Origin of the sequence: Bacillus sp. FSL R5-0709 (assembly GCF_038004785.1) — a bacterium.
GTDB classification, from domain to species: domain Bacteria; phylum Bacillota; class Bacilli; order Bacillales; family Bacillaceae_G; genus Bacillus_A; species Bacillus_A mycoides.
Window position 1 is genome coordinate 663,373 of the sequence record NZ_JBBORT010000001.1, and the last position, 17,793, is coordinate 681,165.

General features: G+C 36.5%; 17 protein-coding genes. 16 read left to right on the forward strand and 1 reads right to left on the reverse strand.

What is annotated here, in order from left to right; translation table 11 throughout:
* Positions 1 to 54: 54 nt before the first annotated feature.
* The 10 genes from rbsR to MKX37_RS03365 all read left to right on the forward strand — a co-directional run bounded on the left by rbsR (position 55) and on the right by MKX37_RS03365 (position 10,093).
* Positions 55 to 1,026, forward strand: coding sequence for a ribose operon transcriptional repressor RbsR (rbsR, locus tag MKX37_RS03320; RefSeq protein WP_002114118.1), 972 nt, complete (start codon positions 55 to 57; stop codon positions 1,024 to 1,026).
* Between the two features lie 13 nt (positions 1,027 to 1,039).
* Complete coding sequence (rbsK, locus tag MKX37_RS03325) at positions 1,040 to 1,936, forward strand: ribokinase (protein ID WP_078422239.1); 897 nt, start codon at positions 1,040 to 1,042, stop codon at positions 1,934 to 1,936.
* The gene (gene rbsD, locus MKX37_RS03330) at positions 1,933 to 2,328 is read left to right on the forward strand and encodes a D-ribose pyranase (RefSeq protein ID WP_002125248.1); all 396 of its coding nucleotides are present in this window, start codon (positions 1,933 to 1,935) and stop codon (positions 2,326 to 2,328) included. Before rbsK ends, rbsD begins: the two co-directional genes overlap by 4 nt.
* Before the next feature lie 18 nt (positions 2,329 to 2,346).
* Positions 2,347 to 3,831, forward strand: coding sequence for a ribose ABC transporter ATP-binding protein RbsA (gene rbsA / locus MKX37_RS03335; RefSeq protein WP_078422238.1), 1,485 nt, complete (start codon positions 2,347 to 2,349; stop codon positions 3,829 to 3,831).
* A 3-nt stretch (positions 3,832 to 3,834) separates the two neighbouring features.
* Positions 3,835 to 4,770 carry an ABC transporter permease subunit gene (locus MKX37_RS03340; protein ID WP_002029798.1) on the forward strand — a complete coding sequence of 312 codons (936 nt, stop codon included), beginning with the start codon at positions 3,835 to 3,837 and terminating at the stop codon, positions 4,768 to 4,770.
* A 14-nt stretch (positions 4,771 to 4,784) separates the two neighbouring features.
* A complete protein-coding gene (gene rbsB / locus MKX37_RS03345; protein ID WP_002125255.1) occupies positions 4,785 to 5,708 on the forward strand; it encodes a ribose ABC transporter substrate-binding protein RbsB in 924 nt (307 codons plus the stop codon).
* A 38-nt stretch (positions 5,709 to 5,746) separates the two neighbouring features.
* Positions 5,747 to 6,394 (forward strand): fructose-6-phosphate aldolase, encoded by a 648-nt coding sequence (fsa, locus tag MKX37_RS03350; protein ID WP_000667669.1) that lies wholly within the window; start codon positions 5,747 to 5,749, stop codon positions 6,392 to 6,394.
* A 299-nt stretch (positions 6,395 to 6,693) separates the two neighbouring features.
* Entirely contained in the window at positions 6,694 to 9,087 is a 2,394-nt protein-coding gene (gene inhA2 / locus MKX37_RS03355) for a M6 family metalloprotease immune inhibitor InhA2 (protein WP_002125257.1), read from the forward strand.
* A gap of 318 nt (positions 9,088 to 9,405) precedes the next feature.
* Entirely contained in the window at positions 9,406 to 9,747 is a 342-nt protein-coding gene (locus tag MKX37_RS03360) for a hypothetical protein (protein ID WP_002125258.1), read from the forward strand.
* 16 nt (positions 9,748 to 9,763) lie between these two features.
* Positions 9,764 to 10,093 (forward strand): hypothetical protein, encoded by a 330-nt coding sequence (locus MKX37_RS03365; protein ID WP_002125259.1) that lies wholly within the window; start codon positions 9,764 to 9,766, stop codon positions 10,091 to 10,093.
* A gap of 18 nt (positions 10,094 to 10,111) precedes the next feature.
* Here MKX37_RS03365 and MKX37_RS03370 read toward each other — a convergent pair whose 3' ends face one another.
* On the reverse strand, positions 10,112 to 11,266 hold the full coding sequence (locus tag MKX37_RS03370) for an MFS transporter (RefSeq protein WP_002125260.1): 1,155 nt from the start codon (positions 11,264 to 11,266) through the stop codon (positions 10,112 to 10,114).
* A gap of 226 nt (positions 11,267 to 11,492) precedes the next feature.
* On the opposite strand from MKX37_RS03370, the gene bdhA reads away from it, so the two are divergent.
* The 6 genes from bdhA to MKX37_RS03400 all read left to right on the forward strand — a co-directional run bounded on the left by bdhA (position 11,493) and on the right by MKX37_RS03400 (position 17,789).
* Positions 11,493 to 12,545, forward strand: coding sequence for a (R,R)-butanediol dehydrogenase (gene bdhA / locus MKX37_RS03375; protein ID WP_000645834.1), 1,053 nt, complete (start codon positions 11,493 to 11,495; stop codon positions 12,543 to 12,545).
* A gap of 118 nt (positions 12,546 to 12,663) precedes the next feature.
* Positions 12,664 to 13,008 (forward strand): potassium channel family protein, encoded by a 345-nt coding sequence (locus MKX37_RS03380; RefSeq protein WP_000948238.1) that lies wholly within the window; start codon positions 12,664 to 12,666, stop codon positions 13,006 to 13,008.
* A 264-nt stretch (positions 13,009 to 13,272) separates the two neighbouring features.
* Positions 13,273 to 14,124 carry a phospholipase CerA gene (gene cerA / locus MKX37_RS03385; protein WP_002029789.1) on the forward strand — a complete coding sequence of 284 codons (852 nt, stop codon included), beginning with the start codon at positions 13,273 to 13,275 and terminating at the stop codon, positions 14,122 to 14,124.
* A gap of 76 nt (positions 14,125 to 14,200) precedes the next feature.
* Positions 14,201 to 15,202, forward strand: coding sequence for a sphingomyelinase C (gene sph, locus MKX37_RS03390; protein ID WP_078422237.1), 1,002 nt, complete (start codon positions 14,201 to 14,203; stop codon positions 15,200 to 15,202).
* Positions 15,203 to 15,315: 113 nt separating this feature from the next.
* Entirely contained in the window at positions 15,316 to 16,488 is a 1,173-nt protein-coding gene (locus tag MKX37_RS03395) for an amino acid deaminase/aldolase (RefSeq protein WP_078422236.1), read from the forward strand.
* Positions 16,476 to 17,789 (forward strand): D-arabinono-1,4-lactone oxidase, encoded by a 1,314-nt coding sequence (locus MKX37_RS03400; protein ID WP_078422235.1) that lies wholly within the window; start codon positions 16,476 to 16,478, stop codon positions 17,787 to 17,789. Before MKX37_RS03395 ends, MKX37_RS03400 begins: the two co-directional genes overlap by 13 nt.
* Positions 17,790 to 17,793 lie beyond the last annotated feature (4 nt).

Consider the following 17,793-nt stretch of genomic DNA (forward strand, 5'->3'; position numbering starts at 1 on the left):
AAATGCGTTATATTATTTTCTGTAAACGGTTACATGAAATGAGGAGAAAAGAGAATGAGTACGATTAAAGACGTTGCAAAATTAGCAGGGGTATCTGTTGCGACCGTTTCCAGAGTGTTAAATAAAAATGGATATGTCCATGAGGATACATTAAAGAAAGTAGAGCGAGCAATTGAAATGCTAGATTATAAGCCTAGTACAGTAGCGCGTTCTTTATATAATAAAAAGTCTCGTTTAATTGGCTTAGTTGTTCCAAATATCGTGAATCCATTCTTTCCGGAAGTTGCACGTGCTGTAGAAGATGTAGCACATAAGCAAGGTTACACAGTTGTACTTTGTAACTCTGATGAAAATTTAGAAAAAGAGAAGCAATACATTGATGTGCTTAGACAAAATAATGTGGACGGATTTATTGTAGCAACGAATCCACAAAATAGTGTTAATTACATGAATTTGTCTATTCCAGTTGTTGCGATTGACCGTATGTTTAATGAGCGGATTCCTACTGTATATGCAGATAACTATGCAGGGAGCCAGGCGGCGACAAAGTTATTAATAGACAAAGGGTGTAAACATATTGCACATATTCGTGGACCGCGTGATGTGAGCACAGCTAATGAACGTTTTGAAGGTTTTGTAGACGTTATTACGCAAAATAATCTTTCTTATATGATTGCAGAGAGTACATTCGATCCAGCTAATAGTGAACGGGTAGCGGTGGAATTATTAGAAGAATATCCGCATATTGATGGAATTGTTGCTGGGAATGATTTAATTGCAATCGGCGTTGTAAAGGCTGCACTTCAAAAGGGAATTTCTATTCCAGACGATTTACAAATTATTGGATTCGATGGAATTTCTTTAACTGAAATGATGTATCCATCTATTACGACTGTTGCACAGCCAATTTATGAAATGGGGAAAATTGCAACAGAATTGTTGTTAGAGCAGATGGAAGGAAATCCATTAGAAGAGAAACACTATCGTTTACCGATTGAAATTATAGAACGAAATACAACGAAGTAAGGAGATGAGACAGATGCCAAATATTGCAGTAGTAGGTAGCATTTCAATGGACTTAGTGGCTGTTTCAAAAATACGGCCGAAAGCAGGAGAAACAGTAATTGGTGAAACGTTTCATACGATACCAGGAGGAAAAGGGGCCAACCAAGCAGTTGCTGCAGCTAGATTAGGAGCAAATGTAGCGATGGTTGGTGCAGTAGGAAATGATGATTACGGAACAGTAGTTAGAAAAAATTTGGAGAACGAACGCATTTTTATCGACTATGTGGTACCGGTTACAGATAGGACGACAGGAATCGCTCATATCGTTTTAGCAGAAGAGGATAACAGTATTGTTGTCGTACAAGGAGCAAATGCTCTTGTAAATGAGTCGATTGTAGATCGTTCAAAAGACCTTCTTGTAAAAGCTGATATGGTTGTTCTTCAACTAGAGATTCCGCTTGAAACAGTAAAATACGTTCTGTCTATTTGTGAGGAGCATAAAATTCCAGTTATGTTGAATCCGGCTCCAGCACAATTTTTATCAGAAGATATTTTAGAAAAAGCGACTTATATTACGCCGAATGAACATGAATGTCGCATCGTATTAAATGATTTCACATCACCAATTGAAGAGTTACTTGCGAAATATCCAAATAAGCTATTGATGACGGAAGGGTCTAATGGTGTTCGTTTCCATAACGGAACGGAAGTTGTTCAAGTTCCAAGTATTGCTGTAGACGTAGTAGATACGACTGGAGCAGGTGATACATTTAACGGTGCGTTAGCAGTTGCGCTTTCTGAAGGAGCAACACTTCAAAAGGCAATTCGTTTTGCAAATATTGCTGGTGGTCTTTCTGTAACGAAACTTGGGGCACAGGGCGGTATGCCAACGAGAGATAGAGTACGTGAAGTGCAGGTGATTGTCGGATGAAAAAGCACGGTGTATTAAATAGCGAAATTGCGGCAGTCCTTGCTTCACTTGGACATACAGATACGATTGTAATTGCTGATTGCGGGTTACCTATTCCTGATGGAGTAAAACGAATTGATTTAGCAGTTGAAATCGGAAAGCCTAGCTTTTTAGACGTATTACAAGTAGTTGCTGATGATATGGCAATTGAAAAAGTGATGTTAGCAGAAGAAGTTATTATAAATAATGCAGAGGTAAATAAAGAAGTTGAGATGCGATTAATAGAGCCAGCATTTGAATATGTGTCTCATAAGGAATTTAAAGAGCATACAAAGAGAGCGAAGGCGATTATTCGTACAGGAGAAGCAACGCCTTATGCGAATGTTATTTTACATGCAGGCGTGATTTTTTAATAAAGGGATGTGATGAGAATGCATATTGAAATGAAGAACATTTCAAAAGCGTTCAGTGGTAATCCTGTTCTAAAAAACGCACAGTTTATGATTGAAACAGGAGAAGTCCATGCATTGATGGGGGAAAATGGAGCGGGGAAATCGACGCTCATGAAGATTTTAACAGGTGTATATAAAAAAGACAGTGGAACAGTCATGATTGATGGGAAAGAACGAACTTTTAAAAGTGCGAAAGAAGCTGAAGAGTATGGTATTGCATTTATCCATCAAGAGTTGAACATATTACCGAATTTAACGGTAGCTGAAAATATGTTTCTTGGAAAAGAGTTAATGTATGGGAAAACGGGCATTTTACGTACGCGTCAAATGAATGCGATTGCCCAGCAACAATTAGCAGATCTTGGTCTACATGTGAGAGGTGCTATGCTAGCAGGTGAATTATCAGTTGGACAACAGCAAATTATTGAAATTGCTAAAGCATTAATGACAAAGGCGAGCGTTATTATTATGGATGAACCTACAGCAGCATTAACAGATCGCGAAATTGAAACTCTGTTTATTGTTATTAATAAATTGCGTAAAGAGGGCGTTTCATTCGTTTATATTTCACACCGGATGGAAGAAATTTTTTCAATATGTGATGCTATTACGATTTTGCGTGATGGAGAATATGTAGGGAAAAGATTAATTCCAGAAACGTCATTTGATGAAGTAGTTAGCATGATGGTGGGCCGCAGTATTGGTGAACGTTATCCAGAACGAAATAGTCAAATTGGCGAAGTGATTTTTGAAATGCGAAACGGAACGAAAAAAGGAAAATTTGAAAATGTTTCGTTTCAAGTTAGAAAAGGTGAAATCCTTGGTGTTGCGGGCTTGATGGGAGCTGGTCGCACGGATATTATGAAAGCAATATTTGGATATGAACCGCTCGATTCAGGAAAAATTTTCATGAATGGACAAGAAGTAAAAATTGATAGTCCAATTGATGCGATTAGACAACGAATTGCCTTTATTACAGAGGATAGAAAATCTGAAGGGCTTGTGTTAGATTTTTCGATTCGTGAAAATTTAGCTTTACCAAATTTAGAAAGTCTTTCAAAGGGAAGCGTGGTTAATAAAGTTTTAGAACGGCAATTTACAGAGGATATGATGAAGCTTCTTAATGTGAAAGCAGCAAACGGAGAGCAAGCTGTCAAATCTCTTTCTGGTGGAAATCAGCAAAAGATTGTAATTGCAAAATGGTTAGGTATTCATCCGCAGTTACTCATTTTGGATGAACCAACGAGAGGTGTAGATGTTGGGGCTAAAAAAGAAATTTACTCTATTATGAATAAGCTTACCGAGCAAGGAGATGCCGTTATTATGGTATCGTCTGAGCTTCCAGAAGTTTTAGGAATGAGTGATCGAGTTCTCGTCATTCATGAAGGGAAAATCGGTGGTATTTTAGAGAAAGATCAGGCATCGCAAGAGTCTATTATGGCACTAGCTACAGGGGGAGAGTAAGATATGGCTAAGAAGGGGAATGTATTACAACAACTTGGTTCTTTAATTGGATTAGTATTAATTATCGTAGTAATTACAGCTTTAAATCCAGCATTTATTGAAATTCCAAATTTATTTAATATACTGCGCCAAGTATCGATTAATGCACTCATTGCATTTGGAATGACCTTCGTTATTTTAACAGGGGGTATTGACTTATCGGTAGGTTCTATTTTAGCATTATCAAGTGCACTTGTTGCCGGAATGATGGCAAGTGGCATGGATCCGTTCCTTGCAATGGTAGTTGGATTATTAGCAGGTCTTGCAATGGGGATTGTAAACGGTATCATTATTGCGAAGGGAAAAGTAGCTCCGTTTATTGCAACTTTAGCAACAATGACTATTTTTCGCGGGTTGACGCTTGTTTATATGGACGGACGTCCGATCACTGGTCTTGGTGATCATTTAATGTTCCAAATGTTTGGCCGTGGTTATTTCCTTGGTATTCCTGTGCCAGCCGTTACAATGATGATTGCTTTTGCAGTATTGTACTTTATTTTAAAGAAAACAACGTTTGGTCGCCGTACGTTTGCGATTGGTGGAAATGAAGAAGCGGCAGCTTTATCAGGTATTAATGTTACGAGAATTAAAGTAATGATTTACGGTCTTTCCGGAATTTTGGCAGCGCTTGCAGGTATTGTCTTAACATCAAGGTTAGATTCTGCACAGCCGACTGCTGGTACTTCTTACGAATTGGATGCAATTGCTGCAGTTGTGTTAGGAGGAACGAGTCTTTCAGGTGGAAGAGGATGGATTGTTGGTACATTCATCGGTGTGCTTATTATTGGTGTACTAAATAACGGTTTAAATTTATTAGGTGTATCTTCTTTCTTCCAACAAGTTGTAAAAGGACTTGTAATCTTACTAGCTGTACTAATTGATCGTCGAAAAGAAGCGTAATGGAGGGACAATTCATGAAAAAATGGTTACTGATACTCGTTGCATGCATCATGGTAGTTACTGCTGGTTGTTCAATGGAACCACCAGAATGGGCAAAGGATTCTAGCGATAAAGGTCGAAATAAAACTATTAAAGTTGGATTTTCTGTTTCAACTTTAAATAATCCATTTTTCGTCACGTTGAAAAAAGGTGCAGAAAAGAAGGCAAAAGATAGCGGCATTGAATTAATTGCTGTTGATGCACAAAATGATGCGGCGAAGCAAACAAATGATGTTGAAGATTTAATTCAAAAAGGTGTCGATGTAATTGTTATTAATCCAACCGATTCAGATGCTGTTGCTTCAGCGGTAAGTGCAGCTAATGCAGCCAATGTTCCTGTTATTACAGTAGACCGGGTTGCGAATTCAGGTAAAGTTGTTTCTCATATTGCTTCCAACAATATAGAAGGTGGTCAAATGGCTAGTGATTACATTCGGGAGTTAGTTGGTGAAGGAACAAATGTTGCTGAGTTAGAAGGAATCCCTGGATCGTCTGCTGCTCGTGAGCGTGGGAAAGGATTCCATAACGTAGCTGATAAGTCTTTAAAAGTAGTAGCAAAACAAGCAGCTGATTTCGATCGTGCAAAAGGATTATCCGTTATGGAAAATATTTTGCAAGCAAATAGCGATATAAAAGCAGTGTTTGCTCATAACGATGAAATGGCATTAGGCGCAATTGAGGCATTGAAATCTGCTGGTAAAACAGATGTGGTTGTTGTTGGATTTGATGCAACAGATGATGCTGTAAAAGCGGTTAAAGATGGGCGTATGGCAGCAACAGTCGCTCAAAAACCAGAATTAATCGGAGAGAAGGCGATGGAAACAGCGAAAGAGATAACACAAGGTAAAAAAGTGGACAAATTTATTCCGATTGAATTAGAGCTTATTAAGAAAAAATAAATAAATATAAAATGAAAATTAGGAAGGAAGAATAACAAATGAAATTTTTTATTGATACAGCAAACATTAACGAAATTAAAGAGGCAAATGCATTAGGTGTAGTAGCTGGAGTAACGACAAATCCATCACTTGTAGCAAAAGAAGGCGTAGATTTCCATGAGCGTATTCGTGAAATTTGCAGCTTTATTGAAGGACCTGTAAGCGCAGAAGTAATTAGCTTAGAAGCTGATAAAATGATTGAAGAAGGGAAAGAGTTAGCAAAAATCGCTCCAAACGTTGTTGTAAAAGTTCCAATGACAACAGAAGGCTTAAAAGCAGTAAAAGCATTCTCAGATTTAGGAATTCGTACGAACGTTACATTAGTATTCTCAGCGGTGCAGGCATTACTTGCAGCTCGCGCTGGTGCGACATACGTTTCACCGTTCTTAGGTCGCCTAGATGATATCGGTCATAACGGTATGGACTTAATTCGCCAAATCGCAGAAATCTTTGCAATTCACGGCATTGAAACAGAAATCATTGCAGCATCTGTCCGTCACAGTGTTCATGTAACAGAAGCAGCATTAAACGGTTCACATATTGCAACAATCCCAGCAAACGTAATCGCTTCATTAGTGAAGCACCCATTAACAGATCAAGGAATTGAGAAATTCTTAGCTGATTGGGAAAAAACACAAGAGAAATAATACGAAATGGAGAACCCAAGTTTAATTAACTTGGGTTCTTTTTTTTGTTTGAAAGAATTTTCATGCAATTGTGCATATTGTCTTTTAAATTTTTAATATAAGCTATTTAATATATACAAATCACTCTTTATTTTTCACATTTCGACATAAAAAGATAGAGGGTCTGACCAGAAAACTGGAGGACATGATTCTATAACAGAAAGCTTATTGCTTATAGAATCATGTCTTTTATTATACAAGGGAGGATAGATTACGTATTTTTATCTGAAGTTTAAGATTGATACAAGGGGATGAGTAAAATGAGAAAAAAAGCGCCATTTAAAGTGTTGTCATCGTTAACGATCGCGACAATCATCGGATGCTCAGCTGTAATGAGTGCTCCGTTAGCATACGCAGAAACGCCAGCAAAAGAAAGTGTGTCTACAACACCAATTGATTACAATTTAATTCAAGAAGATCGTTTAGCGGAAGCACTGAAGGAAAGAGGAACAATTAATCCAGCATCTTCTAAAGAAGAGACGAAAAAGGCTGTAGAGAAATATATTGAAAAGAAACAAGGGGATCAGGCAAATAAAGAAATTCTTCCAGCGGATACTGCTAAAGAGGCATCTGATTTTGTGAAAAAAGTAAAAGAGAAAAAAATGGAAGAAAAGGAGAAAGTAAAGAAACCTGAAAAAAATGTTAGCCCTGAGCAAAAACCGGAACCAAATAAAAATCAATTGAATGGGCAAGTTCCAACTTCTAAAGCAAAGCAAGCGCCATATAATGGACCGGTTCGAAATGATAAAGTATTAGTATTACTCGTTGAATTTAGTGATTATAAACATAATAATATTGATCAAACGCCAGGGTATATGTATTCGAAAGACTTTAGTAGAGAGCATTATCAAAAAATGTTATTTGGTAATGAGCCGTACAAGCTATTTGATGGTTCGAAAGTAAAAACGTTTAAACAATATTATGAAGAGCAGTCTGGCGGTAGTTATACGACGGATGGATATGTAACCGAATGGCTAACTGTGCCAGGGAAAGCGTCTGACTACGGTGCTGATGGTAGTAGTGGTCACGATAATAAAGGACCAAAAGGCGCACGTGATTTAGTGAAAGAAGCTTTACATGCAGCTGCTGAGAAAGGGTTAGATTTATCTCAATTTGATCAATTTGATAGATATGATACAAATGGTGATGGAAATCCAAATGAACCTGATGGTGTAATTGATCATTTAATGGTAATCCATGCTGGTGTTGGTCAAGAAGCTGGTGGCGGTAAATTAGGTGATGATGCAATTTGGTCACATCGTTCAAAATTAGCAATAGATCCAGTAGCGATTGAAGGTACAAAATCAAATGTAGATTACTTTGGTGGAAAAGTAGCAGCGCATGATTACACAATTGAACCAGAAGATGGAGCAGTAGGTGTATTTGCGCATGAATTTGGACATGACCTTGGTTTACCGGATGAATATGACACGAAATATACTGGAACTGGTTCACCTGTTGAAGCGTGGTCATTAATGAGTGGAGGTAGCTGGACAGGAAAAATCGCAGGAACAGAGCCAACTAGTTTCTCACCACAAAATAAAGATTTCTTACAAAAAAATATGGGTGGTAACTGGGCAAAAATTTTAGAAGTAGATTACGATAAAATTAAGCGTGGTGTAGGAGTTCCTACATATATTGATCAAAGTGTTACGAAATCCAATCGTCCAGGCGTTGTACGTGTTAACTTACCAGGTAAAAGTGTTGAAACAATTAAACCGGAGTTTGGAAAGCATGCATATTATAGTACAAGAGGAGATGATATGCATACAACGTTAGAAACACCATTCTTTGATTTAACAAAAGGAACAAATGCAAAATTCGATTATAAAGCAAATTATGAGTTAGAAGCAGAGTGTGATTTCATCGAAGTACATGCTGTAACAGAAGATGGAACGAAGACGTTAATTGATAGAGTTGGAGAAAAAGTAGTACAAGGAGATAAAGACACGACAGATGGAAAATGGATTGATAAATCATACGATTTAAGTCAATTTAAAGGGAAGAAAGTGAAACTACAATTCGACTATATTACAGATCCAGCTTTAACATATAAAGGTTTCGCGATGGATAATGTAAATGTAACAGTTGATGGACAAGTAGTATTTTCTGATGATGCAGAAGGAACATCTAAAATGCAGTTAAATGGATTCGTTGTTTCTGATGGGACAGAGAAGAAACAACATTATTATTATTTAGAGTGGAGAAACTATGCTGGATCAGATAATGGATTAAAAGCAGGAAAAGGTCCAGTGTATAATACTGGTCTTGTCGTTTGGTATGCAGATGATAGTTTCAAAGATAACTGGGTTGGGGTACATCCAGGTGAAGGCTTCCTTGGTGTTGTAGACTCTCATCCAGAAGCGTTTGTTGGGAATTTAAACGGGAAACCAGCGTATGGTAATACAGGCATGCAAATTGCAGACGCTGCCTTTTCATTTGATCAAACACCCGCATGGAGTGCAAATTCATTAACACGTGGACAGTTTAACTATTCTGGATTACAAGGTGTTACAACTTTTGATGATTCAAAAGTATATAGTAACAAACAAATTGCAGACGCGGGAAGAAAAGTTCCAAACCTTGGACTTAAATTCCAAGTTGTTGGACAGGCAGAGGATAAATCGGCAGGCGCTGTTTGGATTAAACGTTAATAACATAAAAGCACATTCTTCATATGAAGAGTGTGCTTTTTAATTTGTACATTAAGTTATTATTTTAGCTTATGTAATACAATTGTCTGTTCATATGTAGTGTATCAAATTATGTGGGTAAAGGAAATATTTCCGAGGAAATTGTCGAAGTATCGTCGGTATTTATACACTTTCTTTGTAGAAGAAGAAATGTAGTATTGCCTTTACAGTTTAATTTATTTACATTGTTATTTGGCTATACACAAAAGTGATATATTCGGCAATCAAAGAGCTCTATTCGATAGGGCTCTTTTTTATGGATAGAAAGGAGTGAACTAAATGAAAGAAATAATTGAATGTCCACAGTGTGAAGGGAATATTACTGCACAACATATTATTGATCTCCCGCATCCTTTTTCATTCAGGTGTCCACACTGTAAGGTGAAATTAAAAGAAATGAGGATCACACCATGTTTAATATTAGCGGCAATTTGTATAATTCCACTGTTTATTATGATTGGAGAGAGTATTAAGGAATTACTAGTAAAATATTTTTCTATTATAGATGATGTACCAACTGTACTTATTTTCTTCTTATTTTGTTATCCGTTGTATTATCTTTATGAAAAATATAATGCCATATTGTTTATTAAATACGGCTTGTTGAAAGTCAAAAGTTGAATAGGAGCTTATCATTATGTTGTGGAAAGTTTATTTAGTAATTATAGCGATATTAACTATAACTTCGCTAGTAAGAGGCATGTTTCAAACACTAATTCAAAAGTTTGATTTTGTGGTGACTATAATCACGTGGATTGGGCTATTTGGTTTTGTCTTTGATGTAGAGATAGTAACCCCACTCGTTTGGAAATGCATCTTCCTGTTTAGTGTTATTTGGACTTTGAGTGCCGTTTTTGTTTTACGTTTATATGAAGAGAAGGATGACCCGCTACCTTTTATATTCAAATTAATTGGTATTATCCCAACGCTGCCATTATATTACGGATTATATCAATATGCATTTTAAAAAAAGACAATGATGGAATTAACCCATCATTGTCTTTTTTACTTTGCTTCTTACAAAAATCATTCCAGCAAATGTTAACAAGAATGCAGTTCCGATAACGAAGCTGACGCTAGGCGATGCCCCGATTGCTCCGACTGTAAAGGAGCCAGCAACAACTCCTAATGAGAAGAAAGCATAAAACAATCCGAATGCTTTTCCGCGCTTATCATCTGTCGTATTTTCAACAAGTAATGCATTTATCGATGGGAAAAGGATAGCGAATCCAATGCCATAAATCATCATAACGATAAAGAGCATACCTTTTGTTGCGAATAATCCAAGTAAAGATAACGCGAATGCCATTACTGCAATCCCAATTAGCATGAGTTTTGAACGATTAAATCGATCGTAAATACGGTTTGTTGGTAGCAAGAAGAAGAGGATAGCGGTAATTCCGAATACACTTAACATCATGCCTGTTGTAGATGCTTTAAGCGCTAATGCCTCAACTTTCACTGGTAGCATATAAGTGACAATTCCTTGTGAGAACATTAGTGTGAAAGCACCAATATATGCTTGCAATAACGGTTCTGATTTCAATAGTTCAATCATATCTTCTTTGTTCATCATTTGTGTTCTTGAGGTATCTTTTCTTGATACGTTATTTGGTAAGAAGAATAGAGATACGATTGTACCAAGGACCATTAAAATAGAAATGGTGATGAACACCCACTCTATACCAGCAGTTGCTTTCATAATTCCACTGAAAGCCGGTCCTACAATTGCCGCTGTTCCAACAGCAGCACCAGATAGAGCCATTGCTTTACCTTGTCTTGCTGAATTTGTTTGTTTTGATAAAAACGTAAAGGCAGCAGGAATTAAAAATCCGTCACTAAAGCCGTGCATAAAGCGCACAACTAATAGTTGTTCACCACTTTGAACAACGGTGTATAACAAGACTATGAAACTCGTAAGTCCCATGCTTATATAAAGTATTTTTTTTGCACCAAATTTATCGACAGCAGCGCCAGCAATAATATTACCGATCATATTAGCGAATGAGTACATACCGACAACTAGCCCAATAATAAGAGGAGATCCTCCAAGACTTTGAGCGAACGTACTCATAATAGGTAATTGTGAAAATGTATCTAGAAACGCTACGATAACAATAAAGTAAATAAAATATTTCAAGCGATATTCACCTCTCCTATGCTATTATGGCATAATGCTAATTTCAACCGCAATGAAATTAGCATTAACAGATGTGGAAAAAAGTACAAAGTGACAAAATATTGAACGTTATTTGTTAAAATTTAGTGGAATTGAGATTGTTTTTTTGAAATATATGGATAGAAGTATTATAATAGATTGGTAAACTTCACCAGGTTAAGTATATACGTAGAGAGGGATGTATAAAATGAAAGCATTACTTTGGCATAATCAACGCGATGTACGAGTAGAAGAAGTACCAGAACCAACTGTAAGACCAGGAGCAGTTAAGATTAAAGTGAAATGGTGTGGTATCTGCGGAACAGACTTGCATGAATATTTAGCAGGACCTATTTTTATTCCAACAGAAGAGCACCCATTAACACACGTAAAAGCACCGGTTATTTTAGGTCATGAGTTTAGTGGTGAGGTAGTTGAAATCGGTGAAGGCGTTACTTCTCATAAAGTGGGAGATCGCGTCGTTGTAGAACCAATTTATTCTTGTGGTAAATGTGAAGCTTGTAAACATGGACATTACAATGTTTGTGAACAACTTGTTTTCCACGGTCTTGGCGGAGAAGGCGGCGGTTTCTCTGAATATACAGTAGTACCAGAAGATATGGTCCACCATATTCCTGATGAAATGACGTATGAACAAGGTGCACTTGTAGAACCAGCAGCGGTAGCAGTTCATGCAGTACGTCAAAGTAAATTAAAAGAAGGGGAAGCTGTAGCAGTATTTGGTTGTGGTCCAATTGGACTTCTTGTCATTCAAGCAGCTAAAGCAGCAGGAGCAACTCCTGTTATTGCAGTAGAACTTTCTAAAGAACGTCAAGAGTTAGCAAAATTAGCAGGTGCGGATTATGTATTAAATCCAGCTACTCAAGATGTACTAGCAGAAATTCGTAACTTAACAAATGGTTTAGGTGTAAATGTGAGCTTTGAAGTAACAGGTGTCGAAGTAGTACTTCGTCAAGCGATTGAAAGTACAAGCTTTGAAGGACAAACTGTAATTGTTAGTGTGTGGGAAAAAGATGCGACAATTACGCCAAACAATCTTGTACTAAAAGAAAAAGAAGTTATCGGTATTCTTGGATACCGTCATATCTTCCCAGCTGTTATTAAATTAATTAGCTCTGGCCAAATTCAAGCAGAGAAATTAATTACGAAAAAAATCACAGTAGATCAAGTTGTTGAAGAAGGATTTGAAGCACTTGTAAAAGATAAAACACAAGTGAAAATTCTTGTTTCACCTAAATAATAGAGAATAGTAAAAAGTAGCCCTTTTCTAGAAATAGAAGAGGGCTACTTTTTTTCTATACAGAAAGGTGATAGACTTTCCTTTAACTACAGGTATTTTGTTTGGAAGGGGAAGTCTAATGCTTTCATTTATGTTGACATTGAAACGGATGCTAAAAGCTTGTTTACGAGCGTGGAAAGATAAAGAATTTCAAGTATTATTCGTATTAACATTCTTAACATTAACATCTGGTACGATTTTTTATAGTACAGTTGAAGGATTACGTCCTCTTGACGCTCTATATTTTAGTGTGGTTACGTTGACGACTGTCGGTGATGGGAATTTTAGTCCGCAAACTGATTTCGGAAAGGTATTTACGATTTTATACATATTTATCGGGATTGGATTAGTGTTTGGATTTATTCATAAATTGGCAGTTAATGTGCAACTGCCAAGTATATTATCGAAAAGAAAAAAAGAGTAAAGCGGTTAATCGCTTTACTCTTTTTTTACATTAGTTTAGACAAGTATTTGCAGTAGCTTAACAATATTTTATTACAATGTAAGTGTATTCATTCATTATATTCACTATGTATAAAGTTATAATGATATGAACATTTACATATTTTAATTTATTGATAGAAATTTTGTGAAAGGTGGGATATTCTAGTCATAGGTTAACCGGAAGACATCGTAGGATCCTAACAAAATATGAAAAATAATTCAATTATAAAATGGAGGATTTCAGATGAAAAAGAAAGTTCTTGCTTTAGCAGCAGCTATTACATTAGTAGCTCCGTTACAAAGTGTTGCATTTGCTCATGAAAATGATGGGGGAAGTAGAATAAATATAGTTCACCGCTGGTCTGCTGAAGATAAGCATAAAGAAGGCGTAAACTCTCATTTATGGATTGTAAACCGTGCAATGGATATTATGTCTCGTAATACAACACTTGTAAAACAAGATCAAGTTGCACTATTAAATGAATGGCGTACGGAGTTAGAGAACGGTATTTATGCTGCTGACTATGAAAATCCTTATTATGATAATAGCACATTTGCTTCACACTTCTATGACCCTGACAATGGAAAAACTTATATTCCATTTGCAAAGCAGGCAAAGGAAACTGGAGCTAAATATTTCAAATTAGCAGGTGAGTCATACAAAAATAAAGATATGAAACAAGCATTCTTCTATTTGGGGTTATCTCTTCATTACTTAGGGGATGTAAATCAACCGATGCATGCGGCAAACTTTACAAATCTTTCGTATCCACAAGGGTTCCATTCTAAATATGAAAACTTTGTAGATACGATAAAAGATAATTATAAAGTAACGGATGGAAATGGATATTGGAACTGGAAAGGTACAAATCCAGAAGATTGGATTCATGGAGCGGCAGTAGCTGCGAAACAAGATTACTCTGGCATTGTAAATGATAATACGAAAGATTGGTTCGTGAAAGCAGCTGTATCACAAGAATATGCAGATAAATGGCGCGCTGAAGTTACACCAATGACAGGTACGCGATTAATGGATGCACAACGTGTTACTGCTGGATACATCCAGCTTTGGTTTGATACGTACGGAAATCGTTAAATATTTGAAAAAGGTCAAATCTCAGAATAGAGTATTTGGCCTTTTTATCACTACACAGTACATGGAGGTATGAAACGTGAAAGGTAAATTGCTAAAAGGTGTACTTAGCTTTGGGATTGGTTTAGGAGCTTTATATAGTGGATCTTCAGCTCAAGCAGAAATGTCTATAAATCAAAATAATACATTAAAAGTGATGACGCATAATGTGTACATGCTATCAACGAACTTATATCCGAACTGGGGACAAAATGAGCGTGCTGATTTAATTGGGGCAGCGGATTATATGAAAAATCAAGATGTTGTTATATTAAATGAAGTATTTGATAATAACGCTTCAAATCGCTTATTAGGAAATTTGAAGAAAGAATATCCAAATCAAACGGCAGTATTAGGTCGTAGTAACGGAAACGAATGGGATAAAACATTAGGTAACTATTCATCTTCGACCCCTGAAGATGGCGGTGTAGCTATTGTAAGTAAATGGCCAATCATTGAAAAGATTCAATATGTATTTGTAAAAGGATGTGGGCCAGATAACTTATCAAATAAAGGATTTGTATACACAAAAGTTAAGAAAAATGATCGTTTCGTTCATGTAATTGGGACACATTTACAAGCTGAAGATAATATGTGTGGACAAACTTCGCCAGCATCTGTACGTACAAAACAGCTACAAGAAATTCAAGAGTTTATTAAAAATAAAAATATACCAAATAACGAGTATGTGTTAATTGGTGGTGATATGAATGTGAATAAAATAAATGCTGAGAATAATAGTGACTCAGAGTACGCATCCATGTTCAAAACATTGCACGCTTCTATTCCATCTTATACTGGACATACTGCAACTTGGGATGCGACGACAAACAGTATTGCGAAATATAACTTCCCCGATAGCCCTGCCGAGTATTTAGATTATATTATTACAAGTAAGGACCATGCTAATCCATCGTATATAGAGAATAAGGTGTTACAGTCGAAATCGCCACAATGGACTGTTACGTCATGGCTCAAAGAATATACATATAATGATTACTCGGATCATTATCCAGTAGAGGCGACTATTTCTATGAAGTAGAGTAGCCTTGAAAAAGTTTCTTCGTAAAGAAGAAACTTTTTTTATTTGAAAACAGGAAAATCATTCTTTCTTTCCAATATGTATAAGACATATATAGAAGAGGAGAGAAAACTGTGGATAGAGGAATTTTTAAGGAAGTTCCATTACCGTGTGCATTTTTAGATGAAGTGGCTTTAGAGAGGAACATTCAATCGATTATAGAGTTAAGTGGAGATAAGAAGATTCGTATAGCGAGTAAATCATTACGCTCTGTTCCAATTATGAAAAAGATTTTGGCTGCAAATAATCGCTTTCAAGGTATTATGTGTTTTTCTCCTAGAGAAGCTTTGTTTTTAATTGAACAAGGATTTAATGATTTATTGCTCGGATATCCTGTTTATGATGAAAGAGCTTTACATGAAATTAGTTTGCTGACAAAGCAAGGGCACATTATAACTTGTATGGTGGATTGTGAAGACCATATTACTTATTTAGAAAAAATTGCTGAGAAGTCTAAAGGGTGTTTTCGCGTTTGTTTGGATATTGATATGAGTAGTCGTTTTTTGAAATTTCATTTTGGTGTAAAAAGATCCCCGGTAAAAGATGTGCAGAGCGCTTTGAAAATAGTAGAAAAGGTGAAGGGCTCATCATATTTAATACTAGATGGTGTAATGGGATATGAAGCTCAAATTGCCGGGGTGGGGGATCATATACCGAATCAATGGATGAAAAGTAAAGCTGTTTCGTATTTAAAGAAGCAATCAGTGTTAGAGGTTAAAGAAAGAAGAGAACGTATCGTAAAAGAAATACAAAACCTTGGTATTGAACTAAGATTTGTAAATGGGGGAGGAACAGGAAGTATAAAAACAACTGAGCAAGATAACTCAGTTTCAGAGATTACTGTAGGATCCGCCTTTTACTCTCCTAAACTGTTTGACTATTATAAAGAAGTAAAATTTCAGCCAGCTGCCGGATTTGCTTTACCAGTTGTACGCAAACCGGCTCCTTTTATTTATACTTGCCTAGGTGGCGGATATATTGCCTCAGGTGCAGTTGGTAAAGATAAAGAGCCTGAGGTTTGGCGACCGGGTGGTGCAAAACTATTAGCTTTAGAAGGTGCTGGTGAAGTGCAAACGCCAATTTTTTATGACGGTGAGGAACGAGTAGCGATAGGAGATTCTATCTTGTTTCGTCATAGTAAAGCTGGAGAGTTATGTGAGCGTTTTCCTGTTTTGTATCGCATTAAACAAGGGGAAATCGTTGGAGAGTATTCAACATATCGGGGGGATGGACAATGCTTTCTATAAAGGGACAAAAATGGAGAAATTGGACAGGGAATGTAGAAGGAACACCGCATTATACGATGTATCCAAAAAGTATACAAGATGTAGTAGAAGTTGTGGGGCTTGCACGAAAAAAAGGAAAGAAAATTCGTGTTGTCGGTTCAGGGCATTCTTTTACACCTCTTGTGCAAACGGAAGAAATTTTAGTTTCTTTAGATGAATTGAAGGGCATTGCAAATATTGATGCAGAGAAGAAGGTTGCCGAAGTATGGGCGGGAACAAAGCTACATGATTTAGGGAAGTTACTTCAGGAAAAAGGTTATGCGCAAGAAAATTTAGGAGATATTGATTCACAATCTATTGCAGGAGCGATTAGTACGGGAACTCATGGGACGGGTGTTACATTTGGGAGTTTATCAACACAAGTTATAGAGATCACGGCAGTTTTATCAACAGGTGAGAGTATAGTTTGTTCAGAAACCGAGAACGCCGAATATTGGAAAGCATTTCAGTTGTCGCTTGGAATGCTAGGTATCATTGTAAAGATAAAATTGAAGGTTATCCCAGCGTATTCGCTTGTTTATGAAAGTGAAAAACAATCATTGTCTACTGTAATGAACAAACTAGAAGAATATAAGAAGAATCGTCATTTTGAATTTTTCGTTTTTCCTTATTCAGATGAAGTACAAGTGAAATTTACAAACGAAACAACGAGTAAAGAAAGTGATTTGAAATGGCATAAACTAAAGGTGGAGTTACTTGAAAATAGGATGTTCTCTTTATTATCTAAAGGGTGTAAATGGTTTCCTTCTATAAGTAAAGGAGTAAGCCGATTATCAGCTAAGGCTGTACCGAACACGAAAATAATTGGACCAAGCTATGAAGTGTTCGCTACATCACGTACAGTTCCATTTTATGAAATGGAGTACAGTGTCCCTTCAAAGTATATGAGGGCTGTTGTAGAAGAAATTTCAAATCTTATTGAAAAGAAAAAGTATAAGGTGCACTTCCCGATTGAATGCCGCTACGTGAGAGGTGATGATATATGGCTCAGTCCAGCATATGGAAGAGATTCAGCGTATATAGCTGTTCATATGTATAAAGGTATGAAGTATGCCGCTTATTTTGGTGAAGTGGAGAAAATTTTTTTAAAGTATGAAGGGCGCCCACATTGGGGGAAAATGCATACGTTAACGTACGAAAAATTGCAAAATATATATCCAGAATTGCATTCGTTTCTAAAAGTGAGGAAGTCACTAGATGAAACAGGAATATTTTTAAGCCCTTATACAGAAAATTTATTTACGATTATGAAAAAAAGCTGACAAA